This window comes from Inquilinus sp. OTU3971 (assembly GCF_038440215.1).
In genome coordinates this window covers 17,371-36,539 of sequence record NZ_JASATH010000046.1, presented here as the reverse complement: position 1 = coordinate 36,539, position 19,169 = coordinate 17,371, and the positions used below count along the sequence as shown (strand labels likewise).

Here is a 19,169-nt window from a genome sequence, read left to right as displayed (position 1 = left end):
AGTAAAATCATCGCAGACCGAATGTTGACTCAATCGTGAATTGCAAGATTGGTGTATTATGGATTTGGACGAACAAACATCATCACGTTTCTTCACGCTATTTAGTTTAGCTTGTCGGAGGGTGGTGGCAGAAATTATAGAACGGCTGAATCAAGGAGAAAAGCCTCCGAGGCGATCCTACTATCCGGATGTAACCAAGTACGATCCCTACCCAAATTTCGAGATTCATCCGCCAAATTCTCCTCCTGATTATAGCCGCATGATCGCTGGCGCCGGCCTTCTCACGCCATACGCCGGGTTGGAGAATTTGGCCGAATGCGAGAATGCTTTGCATTTTATCCGAGACACTCCGGATCTGGCTGAATATTTCTCATTTCCATCGGCGACACAAAAGGATCCAACATTTCTATTTCTGAAGTGCGTAGCTAACACGGCAGACCACTATTTTCACGTTTCAAGCTGGCACAACAGTATTAATGATTCTGATTTATCGAAGATTTTGTCTATGATTGGAAATGGCATTCTATCAAAGGATCTTTTATTTCGCATTATAATTCCTTTTGCCATATCTCGTTTTGACTTCGAGAGAGTGAGGATCAATAAAAGAATGTTCATTACCAGGATGAGTAGAAATCTGCAAAAAGCACGATATGGTTGTGTAGATCATGGATCCGGCGCCCATCAGTCTGTGGTGCAGAGCAGCACACATGCTCTGGTGATAAAATTTTACCATTGGACAGGCAATTCGAATATTTTGTCCGCTGAGCAAAGTCTTGCAACGAGGTTTAGCTACCCAATAGCTGAATTTGACCGAATATTCTCGATCCTCCGGATGTGCTCCGAAGAGACGCTTGGTTATGCGCAGATTTTCTGCGTCCCGCACGGGTGGTGCCTCGATTTCGATGCTGATTTGATTGAATGTTACGGTTTTTCTATCCGCAGATATCCATCTCAGCATGATAATTTTGGCTGGATGCATTCACACGAAGGGCTATTACCTGAAGCATTTCAGGAAGCCGGAGACCTGATTGAAACTCTGAACCGATTGGATGACAATCGTTTTGAAGTAGCTCTTCGACGATACTCAACAAGTCTTCTGCGCGACAATCGAGATGATTCGATTATCGATGCGGCTATTGGACTAGAGGCTTTGATGTCCGAAAACAGTCAGGAAATCGCTCACAAGCTCGCCCTCAGAATCGCTGCTCTGTCTGGCCTAGATTCTTCGGAAAAGCGAACCAAGGCCGAAGTCTTTCGAGCCGTGAAGGAACTTTACAATCGCAGATCGAAGATCGTTCACGGCGGTCTATCGCAGAGGCGACCGACGCCCACCAACGTTCTGGGCGAGATGGCGAGCGAAATGCCGGATGTGGCCGCTACAGAAATGCTCAGGCAGTTGCTGCTAATCCTTCTGCGGAACCCCGAGTATCGTAAACCGGAGGACGTCGATCGGTTACTGCTGCTAGGTTCAGCGTAGAAGGCATCAGCCTGCGGATCGATGGGCTGTAGGCATGCCTGCACCACCAAGGCGTCAGACCGGCTATACCCCCCGTTAGCCCCCCGTTAGCGACGATGATGTGCATGGGTGGACGGGTTCGGTGCAAGAAGTCAGCCTGACCGCGCCATAAAAGGCGGCCCTGACCCAACGTCATTGGGTCAATTCGTGCTTGGCCCCGCATCCTATCACAGCCCTCGATCCCGCACCGATCGAGGTTCCTGTGCCCAACGCCCCGCTCAATCCCTTCGACGCCTTCCGCGCCGGCACCCGCACGGATGCCAGCGGCGCCCGCGTCACGATCACGGCAGCGGATCTCGCGGCGTCGGCCGCCGCCTACGACCCGGCCGTCCGGCCGGCGCCATTGGTGATTGGCCATCCCAAGACGGAGGACCCGGCCTGGGGCTGGGTCGGCAAGGTCGAAGCCTCCGGCAACACCCTGCGGGTGGTGCCCGAGCGGGTCGAGGCCGCCTTCGCCCAGCTCGTCAATGACGGCCGGTACGAGAATGTCTCGGCCTGCTTCTATCGCCCCGAGGCGAAGGGCAACCCGGTGCCCGGCACGTGGTACCTCAAGCATGTCGGCTTCCTCGGCGCCCACCCGCCGGCGGTCGAAGGGCTGCCGCCGGTGCGGTTCGCGGCCGAGGACGAGGCCGAGACGGTCGAGTTCGCCTGGGCCGAACGGACGGTCGCCAGCATCTTCCGCCGTATCCGGGATTGGATGATCGGCAGGGAAGGGCTGGAGACGGCCGACCAGGTGATCCCGACCTGGGACTTGGATTTCCTCGCGGAGGAGGCGGCCAAGTCCGATGACCCGGCGGCCAACCGGGTCGCCTACGCGGCGCCAGCCGCCGCCACCACCGACACCACCACCATCACGGAGACCCCGATGTCCGATGCGGACAAGGCGGAGCTGGAACGGCTGCGCCAGGAGAGCCAGGCAAAGGATCGGCAGCTCGCCGCCTTCGCCGCGCAGGAGACCGAGCGGCGCCAGGCCGCCGACACCGCCTTCATCGATAGCCTGGTCGCCCAGAACCGAGTTCCGGCCGGCCACAAGGCCGAGGTCGCCGCCTTCCTGGCGCATCTGGACGACAGCGAGACGGTCTCCTTCGCCGCCGGCTACGAGAAGGAGACGCCGGCCGGCTACTTTCGCCGGTTCCTCTCCCGCCTGGCGCCCACCGTCGCGTTCGGCGAGGTCGCCGAAGCTGGCGGCCGGCCAGCCGAGGAGAGCGCCCAGCAGATCGCAGATCGGGCGGCCAAGTACCAAGCCGAGCGGGCGCAGCTGGGCCACACCGTCAGCTTCGCCGCGGCGGTCGACCACGTCACCACCAACGGGGAGGCCCGCCGTGCGTAACCATGGCCTGGTCAAGACCTTCTTCGCCGCGGCGGCCTTCGCCGGCTACCGCATCGTCAAGTTCGGCGCCGATGATGATCACGTCGCCCTGGCGACCGCGCCGGCCGACAAGTCCATCGGCGTGGTCGACATGCTCGGCGCCGGCGCCGTCGACATCTCCTGCGACGTCGTCCTGACCGGTGTGGCCGAGGTCGAATACGGCGGCCCCGTGACGCGCGGCGCCGATCTGACCGCCGACGCCCAGGGCCGAGCGGTGGTCGCCGCCGCCGGCAATCGCGTCATCGGCCAGGCGATGGCCACCGGCGTCCTCGGCGACATCGGCTCCGTTCTCCTCGATCGCGGCGTCGCCGCCTAACCCCCCAAGAGAGGTCCCATGGCCATCCAGGCGCCGTTTCCCATCGATCCGAAGCTCACTGCGGTTGCGGTGGGCTACCGCAACCAGGCGTACATCGCCGACCAGGTGCTGCCGCGCGCGACCGTGCCGTCGCGGCTGTTCAAGTGGTGGGAATATCCGGTGGACGAGTCCTTCTCGACCACGGACACCAAGGTCGGCCGCACCGGCCGCACCAACGAGATCGAGTTCCGGGCCGAGGAGCGCGACGGATCGGTCGATGACTACGGCCTGGAAGACCCGATTCCCCAGGAGGACATCGATATCGGCGCCACCGTGGGCTACGACCCGCGGACCCATGCGACCGAGCGGCTGGCGGACTACATCGCCCTCGGGCGCGAGGTCCGTGCGGCCCGGCTGCTGTTCAACCCGGCCGTCTATCCGGTCGGCAACAAGATCCAGCTCGCCACCGCGGCCGATCGCTGGGACGATCCGACGAGCGATCCGGTCGATGACATCCTCACCGGTCTCGACACCTGCCTGGTGCGGCCGAACATCGGCATCCTGGGCCAGAAGGTCTGGTCCAAGCTGCGGCGGCATCCGAAGATCGCAAAGGCGATCAATGCCAACTCCGGCGACGAGGCGGTGGCCACGCGCCGGGCGGTGGCCGACCTGCTGGAGCTGGAAGACATCATCGTCGGCCAGTCGCGGCTGAACACGGCCCGCAAGGGCCAGCCGGCCGCGCTGTCGCAGGTCTGGGGCAATCACGCGTCCTTCGTCTACCGCAACCGCAACTTCTCGTTCCGTGCCCCGGACCTGACCTTCGCGGCCACGGCGCAGTGGGGCGACAAGGTCGCGGGCTCGCGCCCCGATGCCAACATCGGCCTCCGCGGCGGCGAGCGCGTCCGGACGGGCGAGAGCGTCCGCGAGTTGGTGATCGCCGGATATGCCGGCTACCTGATCCAGGACGCGGTCAGCTGATGGCCGAGGTCACCCCCACGCGCCACGTTGCCCTGGTCGCGATCAAGTATCGCGGCCAGCGCTTCGAGATCGGCGACCCGCTCCCCGACCTGTCGGACGAGGACGCCGCCCTGCTGGGCGAACGCATCGGCCCGGCGTCCCCTAACGCCAGCCGCAAGGGCAAGGCGAAGTGACCTATGCGACCCAGGCCCAGCTCGAAGATCGCTACGGGACCAAGTTGCTGGGGCAGTTGACCGACCGCGGCCAGCCGGCGACCGGCCAGGTCGATGCCGAGGTGGTCGAGCGCGCCTTGCTCGACACCGACGCGACGATCGACGGCTACCTGGCCGCGCGCTACCGGCTGCCGATTGCCTCGGCGCCCAAGCTGCTGGTCGACGTGGCCGAGGCGGTCGCGATCTACAAGCTGCATCGCCGGGCGCCGGACGAGAAGATCACGGCCGACTATCGCGATGCCATCAAGACGCTGCAGGACATTGCGGCCGGACGGCAGCGCCTCGACCTCGACGGGATCGAGCCGGAACGCGGCAACTCCTCGGGAAGCGTGTCGACCAGCTCGCCGTGCGTCTTCACTCCCGACAGCCTCCGGGGCTTCGTCTGATGGACGGCGTCTCGATCCGTGTCGACGATGCCGTCGTCCGGGCCGCGGTGGGCCGAGTGGTCGAGCGCATGACCAACGCCCGCGGCCTGTACGACAACATCGGCGCCGCCATGGTGGTCTCGACCCAGATGCGGTTCGAGCGCGAGCGGGCGCCAGACGGCAATCCCTGGCCGCAGTCCCTCCGCGCCCGGCTCGAAGGCGGCAAGACCCTGCAGCTATCGGCGCGGCTTGTGCAGTCCATCACCCATGTCGCGGATGACCACGGAGTCCAATGGGGCAGCGATGTCGCCTATGCCCGCATCCACCAGCTCGGGGGCACCATCGAGCGCGAGGCACGAACCCAGACCGTCTATCGCCGCTACGACGCCCGCGCCGACGAGCTGTCGCACCGCTTCGTGCCGAAGCGGATGTCCAACTTCGCCACGGACCATGAGGTGGGGGCGTACGAGATCGAGATGCCTGCGCGGCCTTATCTCGGCATCGACAATGACGATCGCGTCGAGATCGAGGCCCAGGTCAAAGAATGGCTCGCCATCGCGGATGGTGCGCCGTGACCCTCGTCGATCACGTCATCGCGCGCCTGGCCGAGCGGGTGCCGGCGCTGGCCGGCCGGATCGGTCGGGCCGGCGAGATGAGCGCGCTGATCCAGGCCGGCTCGCTGCCGCAGGGTGGAACCGCGGCCTTTGTCGTGCCCCTCGGCTTCCGGGCTGGGGAGACCATGGCTATGGCCGGCCCGCACAGCCAGCAGTTGCGGCGGCGCTTGGCGGTGATCCTGGTGGTGGATTTCGCCGGCGACGCGATCGGCGCCGAGACCATCCCCGAGCTGGACCAGCTCGAAGACCAGGTGCTGCGCGCCCTGGCCGGGTGGAAGCCGCCCAGCGGCTGGGAACCCTTTGCCGCCGAGCGCGGCGCGCTGCTCGGCCTCAACGCCGGCCGGGCCTTCCACCAGGTCGATTTCTCGATCCCGCAACTGTTGAGGATTTCGCAATGAGCCTGCCTGCGAAGGGTGGCAGCTACGTCCGCAAGCCGGACGGCACTCTGGAACGCGTCACCTGGACCGAGCGGGCGTCGCCGTCGGTGCGGACGCCTGCGTCGACCGCGAAGCCCGCGGCCGCGCCGCCGAAGGGGGAGAAGTAGGCATGGCCGAACCGATCCGCTGGGCCAGCAAGACCATCCTGGTTAAGCCCGAGGCGACCTATGGCACCGATGCGGTCCCGACCGGCGCCAATGCGATGCTGCTGACCAATGTCGAGTTCCGGCCGATGGAAGGCCAGGACGTCTCCCGCAACCTGGAGCGGCCCTATCTCGGCGGTCAGGAGCAGTATCCGGCCGGCCTGAATGCGGTGCTGACCGGCACGATCGAGCTGGTCGGTTCGGGCACTGCCGGCACGGCGCCGGCCTGGAGCCCGATGGCGCGCGCCTGCGGCCTGGCCGAGGTCATCACCGCCGGCACCAGCGTCGAGTACAACCCGATCAGCCGGCAGCATGAGTCGGTATCGGTGCATTTCTTCATCGACGAGACCCGGCACGTTCTCCTCGGGGCGCGGGGTACCGCCGAGCTGCAGGTCGAGACCCAGGGCTTCCCCGGCCTGCGGGTGACGCTGACCGGCCTGTGGCGCAAGCCGACGCAGTCGCCGCCGCCGGCCGTCGACTTCGCCGACTTCATGGACCCGCAGCTGGCGACCAGCACCAACACCCCGGTCTGCACGGTGAACGGCGTCACCATGGTGACCCGATCTGCCAACCTCAATCTCGGCAACACCGTCCAGCCACGCCTGCTGCTCGGCAGCGAGAGCATCATCATCGTCGACCGGGCCGAGGAGCTGTCGATGGTCGTCGAGGCCCAGCCGCTGAACCTGTTCGATCCGTTCGGCCTGGCCGAGGCCCGCACCAAGGTGCCCTTCGTCCTGACCCACGGCACGGCGCCGGGCTTCATCACGACCGTGAAGGCCGGCCGGTGCCAAGTCGGCCGCCTGTCCGGCTACCAGAACAACCAGGGCGTAACCGAATGGCCGCTGACCCTGCGACCGCAGCCGACCGCCGGCGACGACCAGTTCACCATCACGCTCACCTGAGAGACCGCACATGACCTGGATCCTGGACGAGAACCCGACGTTCAAGCGGCCTGTGAAGGCGCAGAAGCCGGCAGATGGCGGGTTCGAGACCGTCTCGTTCGACGCCACCTTTCGCCTGCTCGGGCTCGACGAGCTGGAGCAGTTCGACACCACGACCGTCGCGGGGACGACGCAGTTTCTGCAGTCGGTGGTGGTGGATCTGGCCGGTGTCCTCGACCAGAACAAGCAGCCGATCCCCTACAGCGACAGGCTGCGCGACCGGGTGGTCAACACCCACTACGCCCGCGCAGCACTGATCCAGGAGTATTTCGACGGCGCGAAGGGCGGGCGGCTGGGAAACTAGAAGAGGCCGCCCGGCAATGGGTGCGAGGCGGCCCCAGCACACCCGAGGCCGAGCCGGAAGCCATCCGGGACATGCGCCGGTTCGGCGCCTCCGAGGCGAAGATCGAGGCGATGCGCAAGCGCCTCGGTCTCCTCTCGATCGGCGCGCCCGTCCGGATCTGGCCCGACAACGTGCCCGCCATCTGCGCCTGGCCCGCGGTCTGCACCCAATGGCGCACCGAAGGCGTGCCGGGCGGCCTCGGCCCCGGCTCTCTCGTCTACATCGGCCTCGACTACGGCGCCGCCATCGCCAGCACCAAGGCCGCTGGAATCGACCTGACCCCTGAACTCTGGGCGGACCTCCGCGTGATGGAGGCCGCGGCGCGAAAGGCGTTGAACAGCCGATGACCGATATGCGCGTCGCGCTCCGGATCGAGGGCGACTCCAGCAGTGCCAAAGCCGCACTGGCCGATACCCGCCAGGGCATCGACCAGGTGAAGGCATCGGCCGCCGGCGCCGGCTCGGCCTCTGCGTCGATCGTCGCGATCGGCACCGCCGCCGGCGGCGCCATGACCCAGGTCTCGGCCCTCGGCACGGCCGAGCAGGCTGCGGCGACGGCCGCGGCAGCGATGGGACAGTCCAACGCCACCGCTGCCGAGCAGGTCCAGCAGTCCGGGGCGGCAGCTGCCGCGGCAGCCTCGGCGATCGAGGCGAGCGTCGAATCCCAGACCCGAGCGGTCAACGACAACACCCGTGCCCTGACCGAGGCCACCGCCGCCATGCGGGCTTTCCTGGCGGCCCAGGGCGGCGCCGGCGGCACATTGCCCGGCACCGTGCCGCCGCTCTCGGCCCAGGCCCGCGCGCTGCGCGACATCGTCGAGGCGGCCGATCCGGCTGCCCGGCAGATCCGGCTCCTGGCCGAAGCCCAGGACGTGCTGAAGCACGCGGTCCAGGACGGCACGATCACCCAGCAGCGCGGCGCCGAGGTGCTGCAGCGATACGAGCAGACCCTGCAGACGGGCGGCAACCGCATGGGTGGATTCGGCTCCATCGCCCAGCAGGCCGGCTATCAGATCGGCGACTTTGCCGTGCAGGTCTCGTCCGGCCAGTCGGCCCTGGTCGCCTTCGCCCAGCAGGGCACGCAGGTCTTGGGGATCTTCGGCGTGTGGGGCGCGGTCGCCGGCGCCACCCTGGCCATCGCCGCCGGCCTGGCCAACGGCTTCGGCCTGTTCGAGGACGCGACCGTCTCGTCCGACGAGGCGGTGCAGATCCACGAGGAGAATCTGAAGAAGTGGACCAGCACCGGCGAGCTGGCGAAGCAGAAGGCCGACCAGTTGGCCTACAGCTTCATCGGGATGTCCGGTGCCGCCCGCGAGGCCGCCGCCCTGGAGTTCCAGGATAAGATCAAGGGCCAGCTCGGGGCGATCGATCAGGCCGCCAAGCAGGCGATCGACGAGTTGGGCAAGGTCGGCGTCGCCTTCGACAAGGCGCGGTCATTGCCCGATGGCGAATTCGGCTTGGCGCGGATCGAGCCGGCGCGCGTCCGCGTCCAGCTCGACGTCGAGATCCCGGCGGACCTGGACGCGAAGATCCAGACCCTGTTGAAGCCGCTGTTCGAGGGCAACCGCGATCGGACCTTCCTCTCCGACCTTCACCGGGATCTGCAGAGCATCGCCCAGGAGACGGACGGTGACGCCCGCAAAGCCATCGAGAACATCGCCAGCAGCGTCTCCCGCCTGTCGCGGGACACTCAGACCGGCAGCCAGGAGATCCGCCTGCTCGAAGCCCTGATGCGCTCGGCGCGCGGCACGGCAGACGAGCTGGACCGGGACGTGATCGACGCGGCGGTCGCCATGGGTGAGCTCGGCACGGCCGTCGGTCGGTCGGCGGACATGGTCGACCGGCTCATCGGCTCCATCGACCGCTACCTCGACATGCCAATCGCCCGGACCATCGTGGACCAGGCCGAGGGCTTCGGCTCGCAGTTCCTGCAGACGTTTAACCGCATGCAGGCGGAAGCCGACATCCGCCGGGGCATCGACGACACCCGAGCGGACGCGGCGGCGATCGGCAATGAGACGGCCGAGCGTGCGCGGGCACGCCAGCGGGCGGTGGACCAGGCCAGGGAGCGTGCCGCCCAGGCTGCGATCCGAGGCCAGGTCATCAACGCCCAGCCGCTGATTGACGATGCCGGCATCGCTGCCGGCGAGAAGTTCGATCGGGAGCAGGACAAGCTCGCCGCCAAGGCCGCGGTCCGTGCCGCCAAGCAGAAGAACGACTATGAGCGCGAGATCGAGCGCATCCAGAAGGCGACCGACGAGACCGAGACCCAGGCCGACGCGATCGGCCTGACCTCGCGCGCCTCGGCCGAGCTGACCGTCAAGCAGCAGCTGCTCTATGCCGCCCAGACCGCAGGCCTCAAGGTCAGCGAACAGATGCGGGCGGAGATCGACAAGACGGCCGCCGCCTATGCCGAGCAGGGCGAGCGGCTGCGCCAGCTGCAGATCGAGGAGCGCAAGCGTCAGCAACTGACCAGCGAGGCGATCTCGCTGATCGGCGCGACGGCGACGCCGGACGAGGAGCTGTCGCGGCAGTATCGCCAACTCGCCCAGATGCAGACGGCGCTGCAGTCGATGGACCCCGGCGTATTGGAGAGCTTGGCCGAGGCCGGCTACACGGCGGCCGATGCCCAGGAGGCGATCCAGCGCCAGCTGCAGCGCCTCAACAACCCCGAGCTGTTCGCCTTCGCCGATGACGCCAAGTCGGCGCTAGGCGACCTGGCCCGGAGCATCACGACGGATTTCAGCACCGCCGGCGACGCGCTAATGACCTTCGGCAACCGCCTGGCCGACCTGGCGGCCGAGAAGTTCGTCATCGACCCGCTGATCGACCGCGCCGGCCAGTGGGCGGACGGCCTTATGGGCGATCTGCTGGGCGGTGGCAGTCACGCCACCGCCGGCCAGCAGGCCAGCCGGGGCGGCCTCGGCGGGCTGCTCGACGATCTGCTCGGCACCGGCGGCGCCAACGACAACGGCAAGCTGGCCCAGGCGGATTTTGCCGTGGCGACCGCGACCATCAACGTCGCCGGCGGCGCCATCGCCGGCGGCCTGGCCGGCGGGCTGCTGCAGGACCGGCCCGATGCGACGCTCGACAAGCTGGCCGGCAGCCTGGCCGGCGACAGGCTGCAGGGCGGCGCCGGCACCGACGTTCTCGGCGGTGCCGTCGACAAGGTCGGCAATGCGCTGAACGACGTGGCCGAAGGCGTGCGCCAGGAGGGATCGGGGTTCCTGGGCAGCTTCGGCGGCGCGCTCGGCAGCCTGGTCAACGGGATCGGCAGCCTGTTCTCCGGCGACGTCGGCGGCGGGCTCGGGGGCATCCTGAACGGCCTGCTTAGCGTCGCCGCGCCGTTCCTCGGCTTCAGCAAGGGCGCGGCCTTCGTCGGCGGAACGGTGCGGGCCTTCGCGTCCGGCACTGTGGTGACCGGGCCGACGTATTTCCCGATGGCGGACGGCGCCATGGGCCTGATGGGCGAGGCGGGGCCGGAGGCGATCATGCCGCTGACCTCCGGCGCGAAGGGCCTGGCCGTTCGTGCCGCCAACGCCAACGGCGCGATCGTGCCGCTGCACCTGACCAGGCTGCAGGACGGGTCGCTGGGCGTCGCCTTGCCGCCGGCGGTGCCGCATGCGCAGGGCGGTGTCTTCGGCGGCTTCGCCTTGCCGGCGGCGCCGCCGATGGGCTTCGGCTTGGGGGCGTCGGCCGGCGGGCCATCCGGCCCCGTTCGGGGCCGCAACGGCGAGCTGCAGCCGGTCGCATTCCATTTCCATGGCGTCAACGACTTCGACAGCTTCCGCCGATCCCAGGGCCAGCTGCTGTCGCAGTTCGGCGCCGAGATGGGACGGCAGCTCCGGAGGAACGGCGGCCATGGCTAGTTCCTTCGACGACGTCCGCCTGCCGGTGTTTATCGAGCGCGGGGCCAAGGGCGGCCCCGGCTTCAACACCACCATCAAAGAGCTGTCCTCCGGCAAGGAGAAGCGCAACCAGAACTGGTCTCGGAGCCGGGGCCGCTGGGACATCGGCTTCGCGATCGACGATCTCGATGGCCTGCGCCCGGTCCTGGCGTTCTTCTATGCGCGCCGGGCCAGGGCACGCGGCTTCCGGTTCCGCGACTGGTCGGATTACGAGCTGGACCGGCAGCAAATCGGTGCCGGCGACGGCGCGCGGCGGATCTTCCCGATCTTCAAGCGGTATGAGGCTGAAGGCCCGGCGCCGTTCGATCGGGCGATCACCCGGCCGGTGCGCGGGACCGCCAAGGTCTGGCGCGGCGGCGCCTTGCAGACGCTGTTGCCGGACGGCTGGGACAGTGGGCTGCCCACCTCGCCGCGGCCGATGCCGGCGGCCGGCAAGGTCGCGGTCGACTTCAACACCGGCGAGGTGCTGTTCGGCACGGCGCCAGCGGCCTTAGCCATGATCGAGGCCGAGTGCGAATTCGACGTGCCGGTCCGCTTCGACATCGACGATCTGGACCTGGAGCTGCGCGGCGGCGGCCTGGCCGCCATCCCCTCGATTCCGATCCGCGAGCTGAAGGAGCGCGACGAGTGAAGGCGATCACGCCTGCCTACCGGGCGCATCTGGACGGCGAGCTGACGACGCTGGCGACCTGCTGGCGGTTGGAGCGCCGCGATGGCCGGGTGCTGGGATTCACCGACCATGACCGCGACCTGGTCATCGGCGTGGTGCCCTACTACGCCTCCACGGGCTACAGCCGCAGCGCCATCGCCAATCAGTCGGGCATGGCGGTCGACAACCTCGACCTGGAGGGCGTGCTCGATCACGACACGATCCGGCCGGAGGAGGTTCGGGCGGGGCTGTTCGATTACGCCGAGGTCCGGATCTTTCAGGTCAATTGGGCCGACCTCACCCAAGGCCAGATGCTGCTGCGCCGAGGCCGGCTCGGCGAAGTCGTCACCCTGTCGGACGGCACGTTTCGGAGCGAGCTGCGCGGCCTGACGCAGGCGCTGGCCCAGAATGTGGGCGAGGTCTACCAGACCGAATGCCGGGCCGACCTCGGCGACAATCGCTGCAAGGTCGACCTGGCGCCGTTCCGGGCCGCGGCGACCATCACCCAGGTGGTCGACCGCCGGACGGTGGTCGCGAGCTGCGCCGATCCGCGGGCCGTCGATGGATGGTTCAACAACGGCCTGGCGACCTTCCGCGGCGGACCGAACGACGGCAAGTCGATCGAGGTCCGCAGTTGGACCCTGGCCGGCAACTTGGTGCTGCACCTGCCGGCACCGTACCTGCCGGCGATCGGCGACCGGCTGGAGCTGACGCCCGGCTGCGACAAGACCCGCGACCAGTGCATCAACAAATGGGCGAACATCCTGAACATGCGGGCCGAATCCCTGCTGCCCGGTCGCGACCAGATGCTGAGGTATCCCGATGCAACTGGTTGATGCCGCGCGCGCCTATCTCGACGTCAAGTGGCGCCATAGGGGCCGGTCCCGCTTCGGCATCGACTGCGTCGGCCTGCCGCTGCTCGCCGCCCGCGATATCGGCTACGCGATCGAGGACGTGCCGGAGTACGTCCGCGGCGCCCATGGCTATGACGTCGTGCGCGAGATCGCGGCTCGGACCCGGCCGGCCTCGCTCGCCGAGCTGCGCGAGGACCTGATCGTCCTGTTCCGCGACGGCGTCTATCCCTGCCATTGCGGCATCCTGGGCGTTAGCCCGCAGGGGGCCTGGTCCCTCGTCCACGCCTACGCCACCGCTGGAAAGGTGGTCGAGGAGCCCTATGACCGTTGGGCGGGGAAGGCTACCCACGCCTTCGCCCTGCCGGACCGGGAGGCCTGACCATGGGCCGTCTCGCAATCGGTGTGGCGGGGGCAGTGGTCGGGGGCTTCTTTGGCGCGCCGGGCCTTGGCTTCGCGGTCGGCGGTGTCCTTGGCGGCTTCCTGTTCCCCGAGCCGACCCAGGTGTCGAAAGGTCCGCGGCTCAGCGACCTGAGCGTCACGTCCTCGGCCTATGGCCAGTCGATCGCCCAGGTCTGGGGCACGATGCGGGTCAACGGCAACGTGATCTGGAGCGACGGGCTCAAGGAGCACAAGCACAAGCAGACGGCCGGCGGCGGCAAGGGCGGCCCGACGCAGAAGAGCGTCACCTACACCTATACCTGCAGCTTCGCGGTCGGGCTCTGCGCGGGGCCGATGGGCGCCGTCAACCGGATCTGGGCCGACACCAAGCTGATCTATGACGCGCGGGGCAGCTCGGATCTCGATATCGACATTGGCGACCTGGATTTCCGGTTCTATCCGGGCGACGAGACCCAGATGCCCGACCCGCATATCGAGGCGAAGGTCGGTGCCGGTAAGACGCAGGCGCATCGCGGCCTCTGCTACATCGTCTTCGAGGATCTGCCGCTCGACAACTTCGGCAACCGGGTGCCGAACATCACCGTCGAGGTGTCGCGCCAGGCGTCGGTGCCGAAGATCTACACCACCACGACCTCGCTGCCCGGCGGCACCACCGCCTATCAGCGGGACGAACTGGCCGTGGATTGGGACCGCGGCTACGTCTACATGGTCGATTCCGACCAGGACCCGCGCCAGGCGATCATCCGCCGTGTCAGGCTTTGGACGATGGAGGAAGACCGGCAGATTTCGGTCTTCGACATCACCGGTCGGGCGAACGACGGCTTCCCCGCGGGCATCGTTACCGGGCAGAACGGCGACCTGTATTTCGCGGTCACGGCGGGCAACATCCGGCCGATCGTCTGCGTCGACGGCCAGTCCCTGCGGGTCAAGGGGCGGTTTGGCGACGGGGTGACCTATCCGTACCTCGACAACCAGACCTTCGGCTTCGTCGGCACCGTGCGGATGGCGACGACGCTGGTCTACGGACCGACTGGGGTGGACGAGTATGTCGCCTGCGGCTCGCTCCTCGGCAACATCGGCGTGCTGAAGGGCGGCAGCCTGGCCTATGTGTGGGGCGCCGGACAGCAGGTCGACGAACAGCAGGTCAACGGTCTGTGCGGAGGCATGCCGGGCGATATCTGGGTGCTCGGCGGCGCGCTGAACGCCGGCAGCACCGTCACCGGCCTATATCGGATCAGGATCACCGCATCGGTTTCGACCTCGCCACTTTCGCCCGGCGTCGTCACCGATGTCGAGTTCCGGAAGGTGACCGCCATCACCCCGGCGATGGTCGAGACGGGCTGGGCGAACTTCCACGGAACGCCGTCCTCGCTGGTCTACGACCCGACCGACAACAGCGTGATTTTCCAGGTCCGGCTTGGCAACGGCTTAACCGTCGGCCCGTACTACACGATCAAGTGGCGCGACGGTGACGGCATCGTCTGGAAGACGCGCGCCCACTGGCAGATGAACTATGACGCGTCCGCTACCGGCCAGTTTCGGCTGCGGCGTGGGCGGTACGTGCTGCTGGGCGCCGGCGCGCTCCAGCAGTTCGACACCTCGACCGGAGAGCTGACGGCGCTGGACTCCAGCTGGGGTTCGACATTCGGCGGTGTCGGGTCGCAGTGCTACGACGGCGACACGGACACCGTCATCATCCAGTCCGACGCCTTGGGCCTGACGCGCGTATCGATCAACCGGGTGAATGGCGACGGCGAGCCGGTGTCCCGGATCGTCGGCGACCTGTGCGCGCAGGTCGGCCTGTCGGCCGACGACATCGATGTCGCCGAGATGACCGACATCGTCCGGGGCTACGCTATCGCACGCCAGGTCAGCGCCCGCGACGGCATCCAGCCGCTCGCCGACCTGTTCCTGCACGACCAGGTCGAGCGCGACGGCAAGATCCGGTTCCAGAAGCGGGGGCGCGCTGTTGCGCGGCAGCTCACCGAGGGCGACCTGGTCCGCGACGGCGACGGCCCGATCCTGACCGAGACCCGCCGGCAGGAGGTCGACTTGCCGGTCCAGGTCACGATCACGTTCTCGGACCCGGATCGGGACTATCAGGAACAGACGTTCACGGCCCGGCGCGCCCAACTGCCGATCCCGACCATGTGGTCATCGAACAAGCTCGGCATGGAGATCGCGGCGGCGGTGAAGGCCGACGTCATCAAGCAGCAGGCGGAGAAGATCCTGTTCTCGGCCTGGACCGAGCGGGCCGACTATGAGCTGCCGACCAGCTGGGCGCATGCCGATCTCGACCCTGCCGATGTCGTCCAGCTCACCATGAACGACGGCTCGATCCATCGTTTTCGGCTGACCTCGGTCGATCTTGGCGCGGATCTAACAGTCCAGGCGAAAGCGGTCAGCGAGGAGGCCGCGCAATACATCTCGATCATCAAGGCGGATCCCGGCGACTTCCCCCAGCAGCATCTGCCGTACACCGGCCCGACCCGGCTGTTCATCCTCGACACAGTGCTGCTGCGCGACCAGGACGACGTCGGAGGCAGCGCCACCCGCGCTTACATCGCGATGGGCGGCTACGGCCAGGACGGCTGGCGGTCTGGCCTCGTCTATCGCGGCGACGATCCGGCGACGCTGGAGACCGTGGCGGCGACCACGGCCGAGATCACCTGGGGCACTGCACTGAACGCGCTGCCGGACACCCACCGGCCCTTCGCCACCGACGAGGAATCCGAGCTGCTGGTGCTGCTCGCCACGCACCTCGATGCCGGGCTGTCCAACGTCACCCAGCTGGAAATGCTGAACGGCGCCAATGCCGCGGCCCTGATCCGCAGCGACGGCCAGGCCGAGATCATCCAGTTCCGCAACGCCGAGGAGACGGCGCCCGGCACCTGGCGCTTGACTGGCCTGCTGCGCGGGCGGCGCGGCTCGGACGCCTTTACCGGCGGCCATGACGCCGGCGACGCCTTCGTCCTGCTCGATCCCCTGGCCATGGACACCATGGGCCTGCCGGTCGCCCAGATCGGCGTCCTGCTCTACTACAAGGGCGTGGCCTCGGGGGCGCGGCTCGACCGGGCCGAGCTGATGTTCGAGGGGCTCAGCGGCAACGACCTGCGGCCCTACGCGCCGGTGCACGTCAAGGCCGCCTGGTCGGGATCGGATATCGCCCTGTCCTGGGTCCGCCGGACCCGTCTCGGCGGCGAGCTGCGGAACGGGGATTTCCCGGTGCCGCTCGGCGAGGCGTTCGAGCGGTACGAGGTCGATATCCTGTCTGCCACTGGGGGCGTGCTGCGGACCCTTACCACGAACACCCCGAGCACCGTGTATCCGGCCGCGCAGATCGCCGCCGACTTCGGCTCGAGCCCGGCCTCCCTTCGTCTCGTCGTCTACCAGATCAGCGCCGCGATCGGTCGCGGCTTCGGCAAAGAGGTGACCCTTGTCCTCTAACCTCGCCCTCAGCCAGGTGGCGGCAGCCCAGGCCCAGAAGGAAGTCACGATCAACGACGCCTTCGGCCAGGTGGACGCCGCCCTGACCGAGTTCCTGCCGCTCGACCTCTCAGCCGGCGATGTCACGGTGACCGCGGCCCAGGCCCAGCGGGCGTTGATGCTGCGGATCGGCGGCAACACGGTCGCGCGGACGCTGACGCTGCCGCAGATCAAGCGGGAGATCGCGGTCCAGAACCAGGGTACCGCCCAGCTGTCGATCAAGCGCGGCACCACGACGATTCCGCTGGAGGCTGGCACCCTCGCCAAGGTCTACCTCGACGGCACGGCCAACGGCCTGATGATCAGCAGTGGCTTGGCCGAGGCGAAGTTCACCCGCCTGGCCGACGTGCCGTCGAGCTATGTCGGCCAGGCCGGCAGGATTCCGAAGGTGAAGGCGACCGAGGACGGGCTGGAGTTCGACGATCCCACCGGCTCGGTCAGCGATTTTCTCGACCTAACCGACACGCCGAACAGCTACGCCGGCGCCCAGGGCAAGGTGCTGCGAGTCAACCCGGTCGGCAATGGGGTCGAATTCGGCGACATGCCGGCGGCCGGTGGCTTCCGCGGCGCCCTGGTCGATATGACCGCGAACCTGACCGGCGTGGCGTGGCCGATCGGCGTTCCGTTCAACCGCGTCCGGTACGACAGCAGCCGGTTCTGGCTGGGGCCGGATCTGACTTTCACCGCCGACCCTGCCACCGATCAGGTCACGGCGGCCGGCCACGGCATGGCGACCGGCGAAGGCCCGTTCTACCTGACCAGCACCGGCGCGCTGCCGACCGGCCTGGCTGCCAACACCAGGTATTGGGCGATCCGGGTCGGCGCCGACGTCCTGAAGCTGGCCGCGAGCAAGGCCGACGCCTTGGCAGGCACCGCGATCGACATCACGGCCGCCGGAAGCGGCACCCATACGCTGGCACGCGGCCGGTTCCTGGTCATCCCGGCGAACGTGCCGCGGGTGCGGATCACGGCTGCGGTCGAATTCGAGGCCAACATCACCGCTGCCGGCTCGGTGATCATCAGCGTTCAGAAGAACTCGGCCGACTTCTCTGCCTCGGTCGAGCCGGCCTATGGAAGCCCGCTCAGCGGCCCTCGGCAAGGCACCGGCGGCTTCAACAACAACAACTCCTCCCTGGTCACGGGTGTGATCGAGGTCGCCGAAGGCGACACCTTCGCCCTCCGCGCCAACGCGAACATGTCGGGCCAGGATCAGATCCTCGCCTCGGCCAGGACGTTCCTCGCGATCGAGGTGGTCGAGGCGTTCGGCGGCGTCTCGGGCACCCTTCCGATCGAGCAGGGCGGCACCGGCGCCACCGACCAAGCCGGCGCCCGCGCCAGTCTCGGCGTGCTCGCAAAGGGCGGCGACACGATGTCGGGCGACCTGGTGATGGCGCCTGGCGCCCGGATCTCGACCGGAGCCGGTCCCGTCGCGGGCATCAGCGCGGTGGTCGCGGACATCCAGTCCAACAGCACCGGTGCGGCCGGCCTGGCCGCCGTGCGCTGGAGCGCTGATCCGTCTCCAGCCCGGATCATGATCGCGAAGTCGCGCGGGCCGGCGATCGGCGAGCACGCGGCCGTGGCGGCGAGTGACAGCCTGGGGGAACTGAGTTTCGCCGGTAGCAACGGTTCCTTCATGATGCCCGGCGCGACGATCGACGCCCAAGCCCAGGCGGCAGCGACCGGAACCGGGCTGTCGACGGCGCTGCGGTTTTTCACGAGCGCCGGCAGCGCGAACACCGAGCGCATGCGGATCGCCCCGCCAGGCGATCTGCAGATGGGCGGCGCCAACACGGTGATCGACGCCCAGCGTATCCCACGGCTGCGCTCCTACACGCTGGCGACGCTGCCGGCCGCCAGCTCGGCGCCGCGCGGCGTGATCGACTGCTCTGATCTCGGCGGCGGCGCCGGGCCGCTCTACAGCGACGGCACGACTTGGCAGCGGCTGCAGGAGCTGTCGAGCTACGCAGTGAGCGCCGTCGACGCCAATTCGACCTTGAGCGTCCTCGGCAACGCCTCTGTCGTGGCCTTCTCGGCCAATCTCACGGCCGATCGCACCGTGACGCTGTCGACCACTGGCGCCTACCTCGGGTCGCTCAAGCGCATCATCTACACCGGCAACGGAACCGGAAAGCTGATCTGCAGCGGCATCACCCTGCGGCCAGGCTGTTGGGCGGACTTCATGTGGACCGGCACGGCCTGGACCTGCGTCGGCGCCGGCGCCCGGAACGACGCCATGCAGGTCTATGAAACCGGCACCTGGTCACCGACCCTGTTCGGCAACACCGCCGCCGGCAGCCAGACCATGCACGCCAACAACAGCGGCAACTACATCCGGGCCGGTCAGGTGGTGCTGGCGGTGGCCTATGTCCAATGGTCGGCGATCGATGCAGCGGCAGCCGGCGACGTGGTGATCGGCGGCCTGCCGTTCCCAGCCGCCAATCTCGCCAACAACCTGCCGACCGCGGCAGTGACCGGTCAGACCGTCTCCTATCCGGCGGGCCAGACCCAGTTGCTCGCCCGATTCCGCGGTCCGAACGGTACCGCGGTCAGCCTGATCTTCAGCGGCCCCGGCGCTGCCCAGGCCTTCGCCCAGATGAGCCAGCTCAGCGCGACCGGCGTCCTGTCTTTCACCATCGTCTACCGCACCAACTGAGGCCCTCT

At 67.6% G+C, this 19,169-nt stretch carries 18 protein-coding genes; all 18 read left to right on the top strand.

All coding sequences use genetic code 11. The features are described 5' to 3' along the window. Positions 1–58 precede the first annotated feature (58 nt). Positions 59–1,477 carry a hypothetical protein gene (locus tag AAHM41_RS14105; RefSeq protein WP_342237184.1) on the top strand — a complete coding sequence of 473 codons (1,419 nt, stop codon included), beginning with the start codon at positions 59–61 and terminating at the stop codon, positions 1,475–1,477. 241 nt (positions 1,478–1,718) lie between these two features. Beyond that, positions 1,719–2,846: a hypothetical protein gene (locus tag AAHM41_RS14100; RefSeq protein WP_342237183.1), complete on the top strand. Its 1,128-nt coding sequence runs from the start codon at positions 1,719–1,721 to the stop codon at positions 2,844–2,846. Beyond that, entirely contained in the window at positions 2,839–3,201 is a 363-nt protein-coding gene (locus AAHM41_RS14095; RefSeq protein WP_342237182.1) for a DUF2190 domain-containing protein, read from the top strand. The genes AAHM41_RS14100 and AAHM41_RS14095 overlap by 8 nt, the downstream gene beginning before the upstream one ends. A gap of 18 nt (positions 3,202–3,219) precedes the next feature. Beyond that, the gene (locus AAHM41_RS14090; RefSeq protein WP_342237181.1) at positions 3,220–4,158 is read left to right on the top strand and encodes a major capsid protein; all 939 of its coding nucleotides are present in this window, start codon (positions 3,220–3,222) and stop codon (positions 4,156–4,158) included. After that, a complete protein-coding gene (locus tag AAHM41_RS14085) occupies positions 4,158–4,331 on the top strand; it encodes a hypothetical protein (protein ID WP_342237180.1) in 174 nt (57 codons plus the stop codon). Before AAHM41_RS14090 ends, AAHM41_RS14085 begins: the two co-directional genes overlap by 1 nt. Next, positions 4,328–4,756 (top strand): gp436 family protein, encoded by a 429-nt coding sequence (locus tag AAHM41_RS14080; protein WP_342237179.1) that lies wholly within the window; start codon positions 4,328–4,330, stop codon positions 4,754–4,756. The genes AAHM41_RS14085 and AAHM41_RS14080 overlap by 4 nt, the downstream gene beginning before the upstream one ends. Beyond that, a complete protein-coding gene (locus AAHM41_RS14075; protein WP_342237178.1) occupies positions 4,756–5,310 on the top strand; it encodes a phage virion morphogenesis protein in 555 nt (184 codons plus the stop codon). The genes AAHM41_RS14080 and AAHM41_RS14075 overlap by 1 nt, the downstream gene beginning before the upstream one ends. Then, positions 5,307–5,747, top strand: coding sequence for a phage tail terminator protein (locus AAHM41_RS14070; RefSeq protein ID WP_342237177.1), 441 nt, complete (start codon positions 5,307–5,309; stop codon positions 5,745–5,747). Before AAHM41_RS14075 ends, AAHM41_RS14070 begins: the two co-directional genes overlap by 4 nt. Continuing rightward, positions 5,744–5,893 (top strand): hypothetical protein, encoded by a 150-nt coding sequence (locus AAHM41_RS14065; protein ID WP_342237176.1) that lies wholly within the window; start codon positions 5,744–5,746, stop codon positions 5,891–5,893. The genes AAHM41_RS14070 and AAHM41_RS14065 overlap by 4 nt, the downstream gene beginning before the upstream one ends. A 2-nt stretch (positions 5,894–5,895) precedes the next feature. Beyond that, positions 5,896–6,831 (top strand): phage tail tube protein, encoded by a 936-nt coding sequence (locus AAHM41_RS14060; RefSeq protein WP_342237175.1) that lies wholly within the window; start codon positions 5,896–5,898, stop codon positions 6,829–6,831. A gap of 10 nt (positions 6,832–6,841) precedes the next feature. Then, complete coding sequence (locus AAHM41_RS14055; protein WP_342237174.1) at positions 6,842–7,174, top strand: hypothetical protein; 333 nt, start codon at positions 6,842–6,844, stop codon at positions 7,172–7,174. 71 nt (positions 7,175–7,245) lie between these two features. After that, entirely contained in the window at positions 7,246–7,560 is a 315-nt protein-coding gene (locus AAHM41_RS14050; RefSeq protein ID WP_342237173.1) for a DUF1799 domain-containing protein, read from the top strand. Continuing rightward, positions 7,557–11,081, top strand: coding sequence for a hypothetical protein (locus AAHM41_RS14045; RefSeq protein WP_342237172.1), 3,525 nt, complete (start codon positions 7,557–7,559; stop codon positions 11,079–11,081). Before AAHM41_RS14050 ends, AAHM41_RS14045 begins: the two co-directional genes overlap by 4 nt. Beyond that, positions 11,074–11,751 carry a DUF2460 domain-containing protein gene (locus tag AAHM41_RS14040; protein WP_342237171.1) on the top strand — a complete coding sequence of 226 codons (678 nt, stop codon included), beginning with the start codon at positions 11,074–11,076 and terminating at the stop codon, positions 11,749–11,751. The genes AAHM41_RS14045 and AAHM41_RS14040 overlap by 8 nt, the downstream gene beginning before the upstream one ends. After that, entirely contained in the window at positions 11,748–12,605 is an 858-nt protein-coding gene (locus tag AAHM41_RS14035; RefSeq protein WP_342237170.1) for a DUF2163 domain-containing protein, read from the top strand. The genes AAHM41_RS14040 and AAHM41_RS14035 overlap by 4 nt, the downstream gene beginning before the upstream one ends. Further along, entirely contained in the window at positions 12,592–13,002 is a 411-nt protein-coding gene (locus AAHM41_RS14030) for a hypothetical protein (protein ID WP_342237169.1), read from the top strand. The genes AAHM41_RS14035 and AAHM41_RS14030 overlap by 14 nt, the downstream gene beginning before the upstream one ends. A gap of 2 nt (positions 13,003–13,004) precedes the next feature. Next, positions 13,005–16,469: a phage tail protein gene (locus AAHM41_RS14025; protein ID WP_342237168.1), complete on the top strand. Its 3,465-nt coding sequence runs from the start codon at positions 13,005–13,007 to the stop codon at positions 16,467–16,469. Next, positions 16,459–19,161: a hypothetical protein gene (locus AAHM41_RS14020; protein ID WP_342237167.1), complete on the top strand. Its 2,703-nt coding sequence runs from the start codon at positions 16,459–16,461 to the stop codon at positions 19,159–19,161. Before AAHM41_RS14025 ends, AAHM41_RS14020 begins: the two co-directional genes overlap by 11 nt. Positions 19,162–19,169: the final 8 nt, after the last annotated feature.

Bases quoted from the DNA above. Each gene is read 5' to 3' on its own strand.
- AAHM41_RS14105 (WP_342237184.1), top strand. From the start codon at position 59: ATGGATTTGGACGAACAAACATCATCACGTTTCTTCACGCTATTTAGT.
- AAHM41_RS14090 (WP_342237181.1), top strand. From the start codon at position 3,220: ATGGCCATCCAGGCGCCGTTTCCCATCGATCCGAAGCTCACTGCGGTT.
- AAHM41_RS14085 (WP_342237180.1), top strand. From the start codon at position 4,158: ATGGCCGAGGTCACCCCCACGCGCCACGTTGCCCTGGTCGCGATCAAG.
- AAHM41_RS14075 (WP_342237178.1), top strand. From the start codon at position 4,756: ATGGACGGCGTCTCGATCCGTGTCGACGATGCCGTCGTCCGGGCCGCG.
- AAHM41_RS14065 (WP_342237176.1), top strand. From the start codon at position 5,744: ATGAGCCTGCCTGCGAAGGGTGGCAGCTACGTCCGCAAGCCGGACGGC.
- AAHM41_RS14060 (WP_342237175.1), top strand. From the start codon at position 5,896: ATGGCCGAACCGATCCGCTGGGCCAGCAAGACCATCCTGGTTAAGCCC.
- AAHM41_RS14055 (WP_342237174.1), top strand. From the start codon at position 6,842: ATGACCTGGATCCTGGACGAGAACCCGACGTTCAAGCGGCCTGTGAAG.
- AAHM41_RS14050 (WP_342237173.1), top strand. From the start codon at position 7,246: ATGCGCCGGTTCGGCGCCTCCGAGGCGAAGATCGAGGCGATGCGCAAG.
- AAHM41_RS14045 (WP_342237172.1), top strand. From the start codon at position 7,557: ATGACCGATATGCGCGTCGCGCTCCGGATCGAGGGCGACTCCAGCAGT.
- AAHM41_RS14040 (WP_342237171.1), top strand. From the start codon at position 11,074: ATGGCTAGTTCCTTCGACGACGTCCGCCTGCCGGTGTTTATCGAGCGC.
- AAHM41_RS14030 (WP_342237169.1), top strand. From the start codon at position 12,592: ATGCAACTGGTTGATGCCGCGCGCGCCTATCTCGACGTCAAGTGGCGC.
- AAHM41_RS14025 (WP_342237168.1), top strand. From the start codon at position 13,005: ATGGGCCGTCTCGCAATCGGTGTGGCGGGGGCAGTGGTCGGGGGCTTC.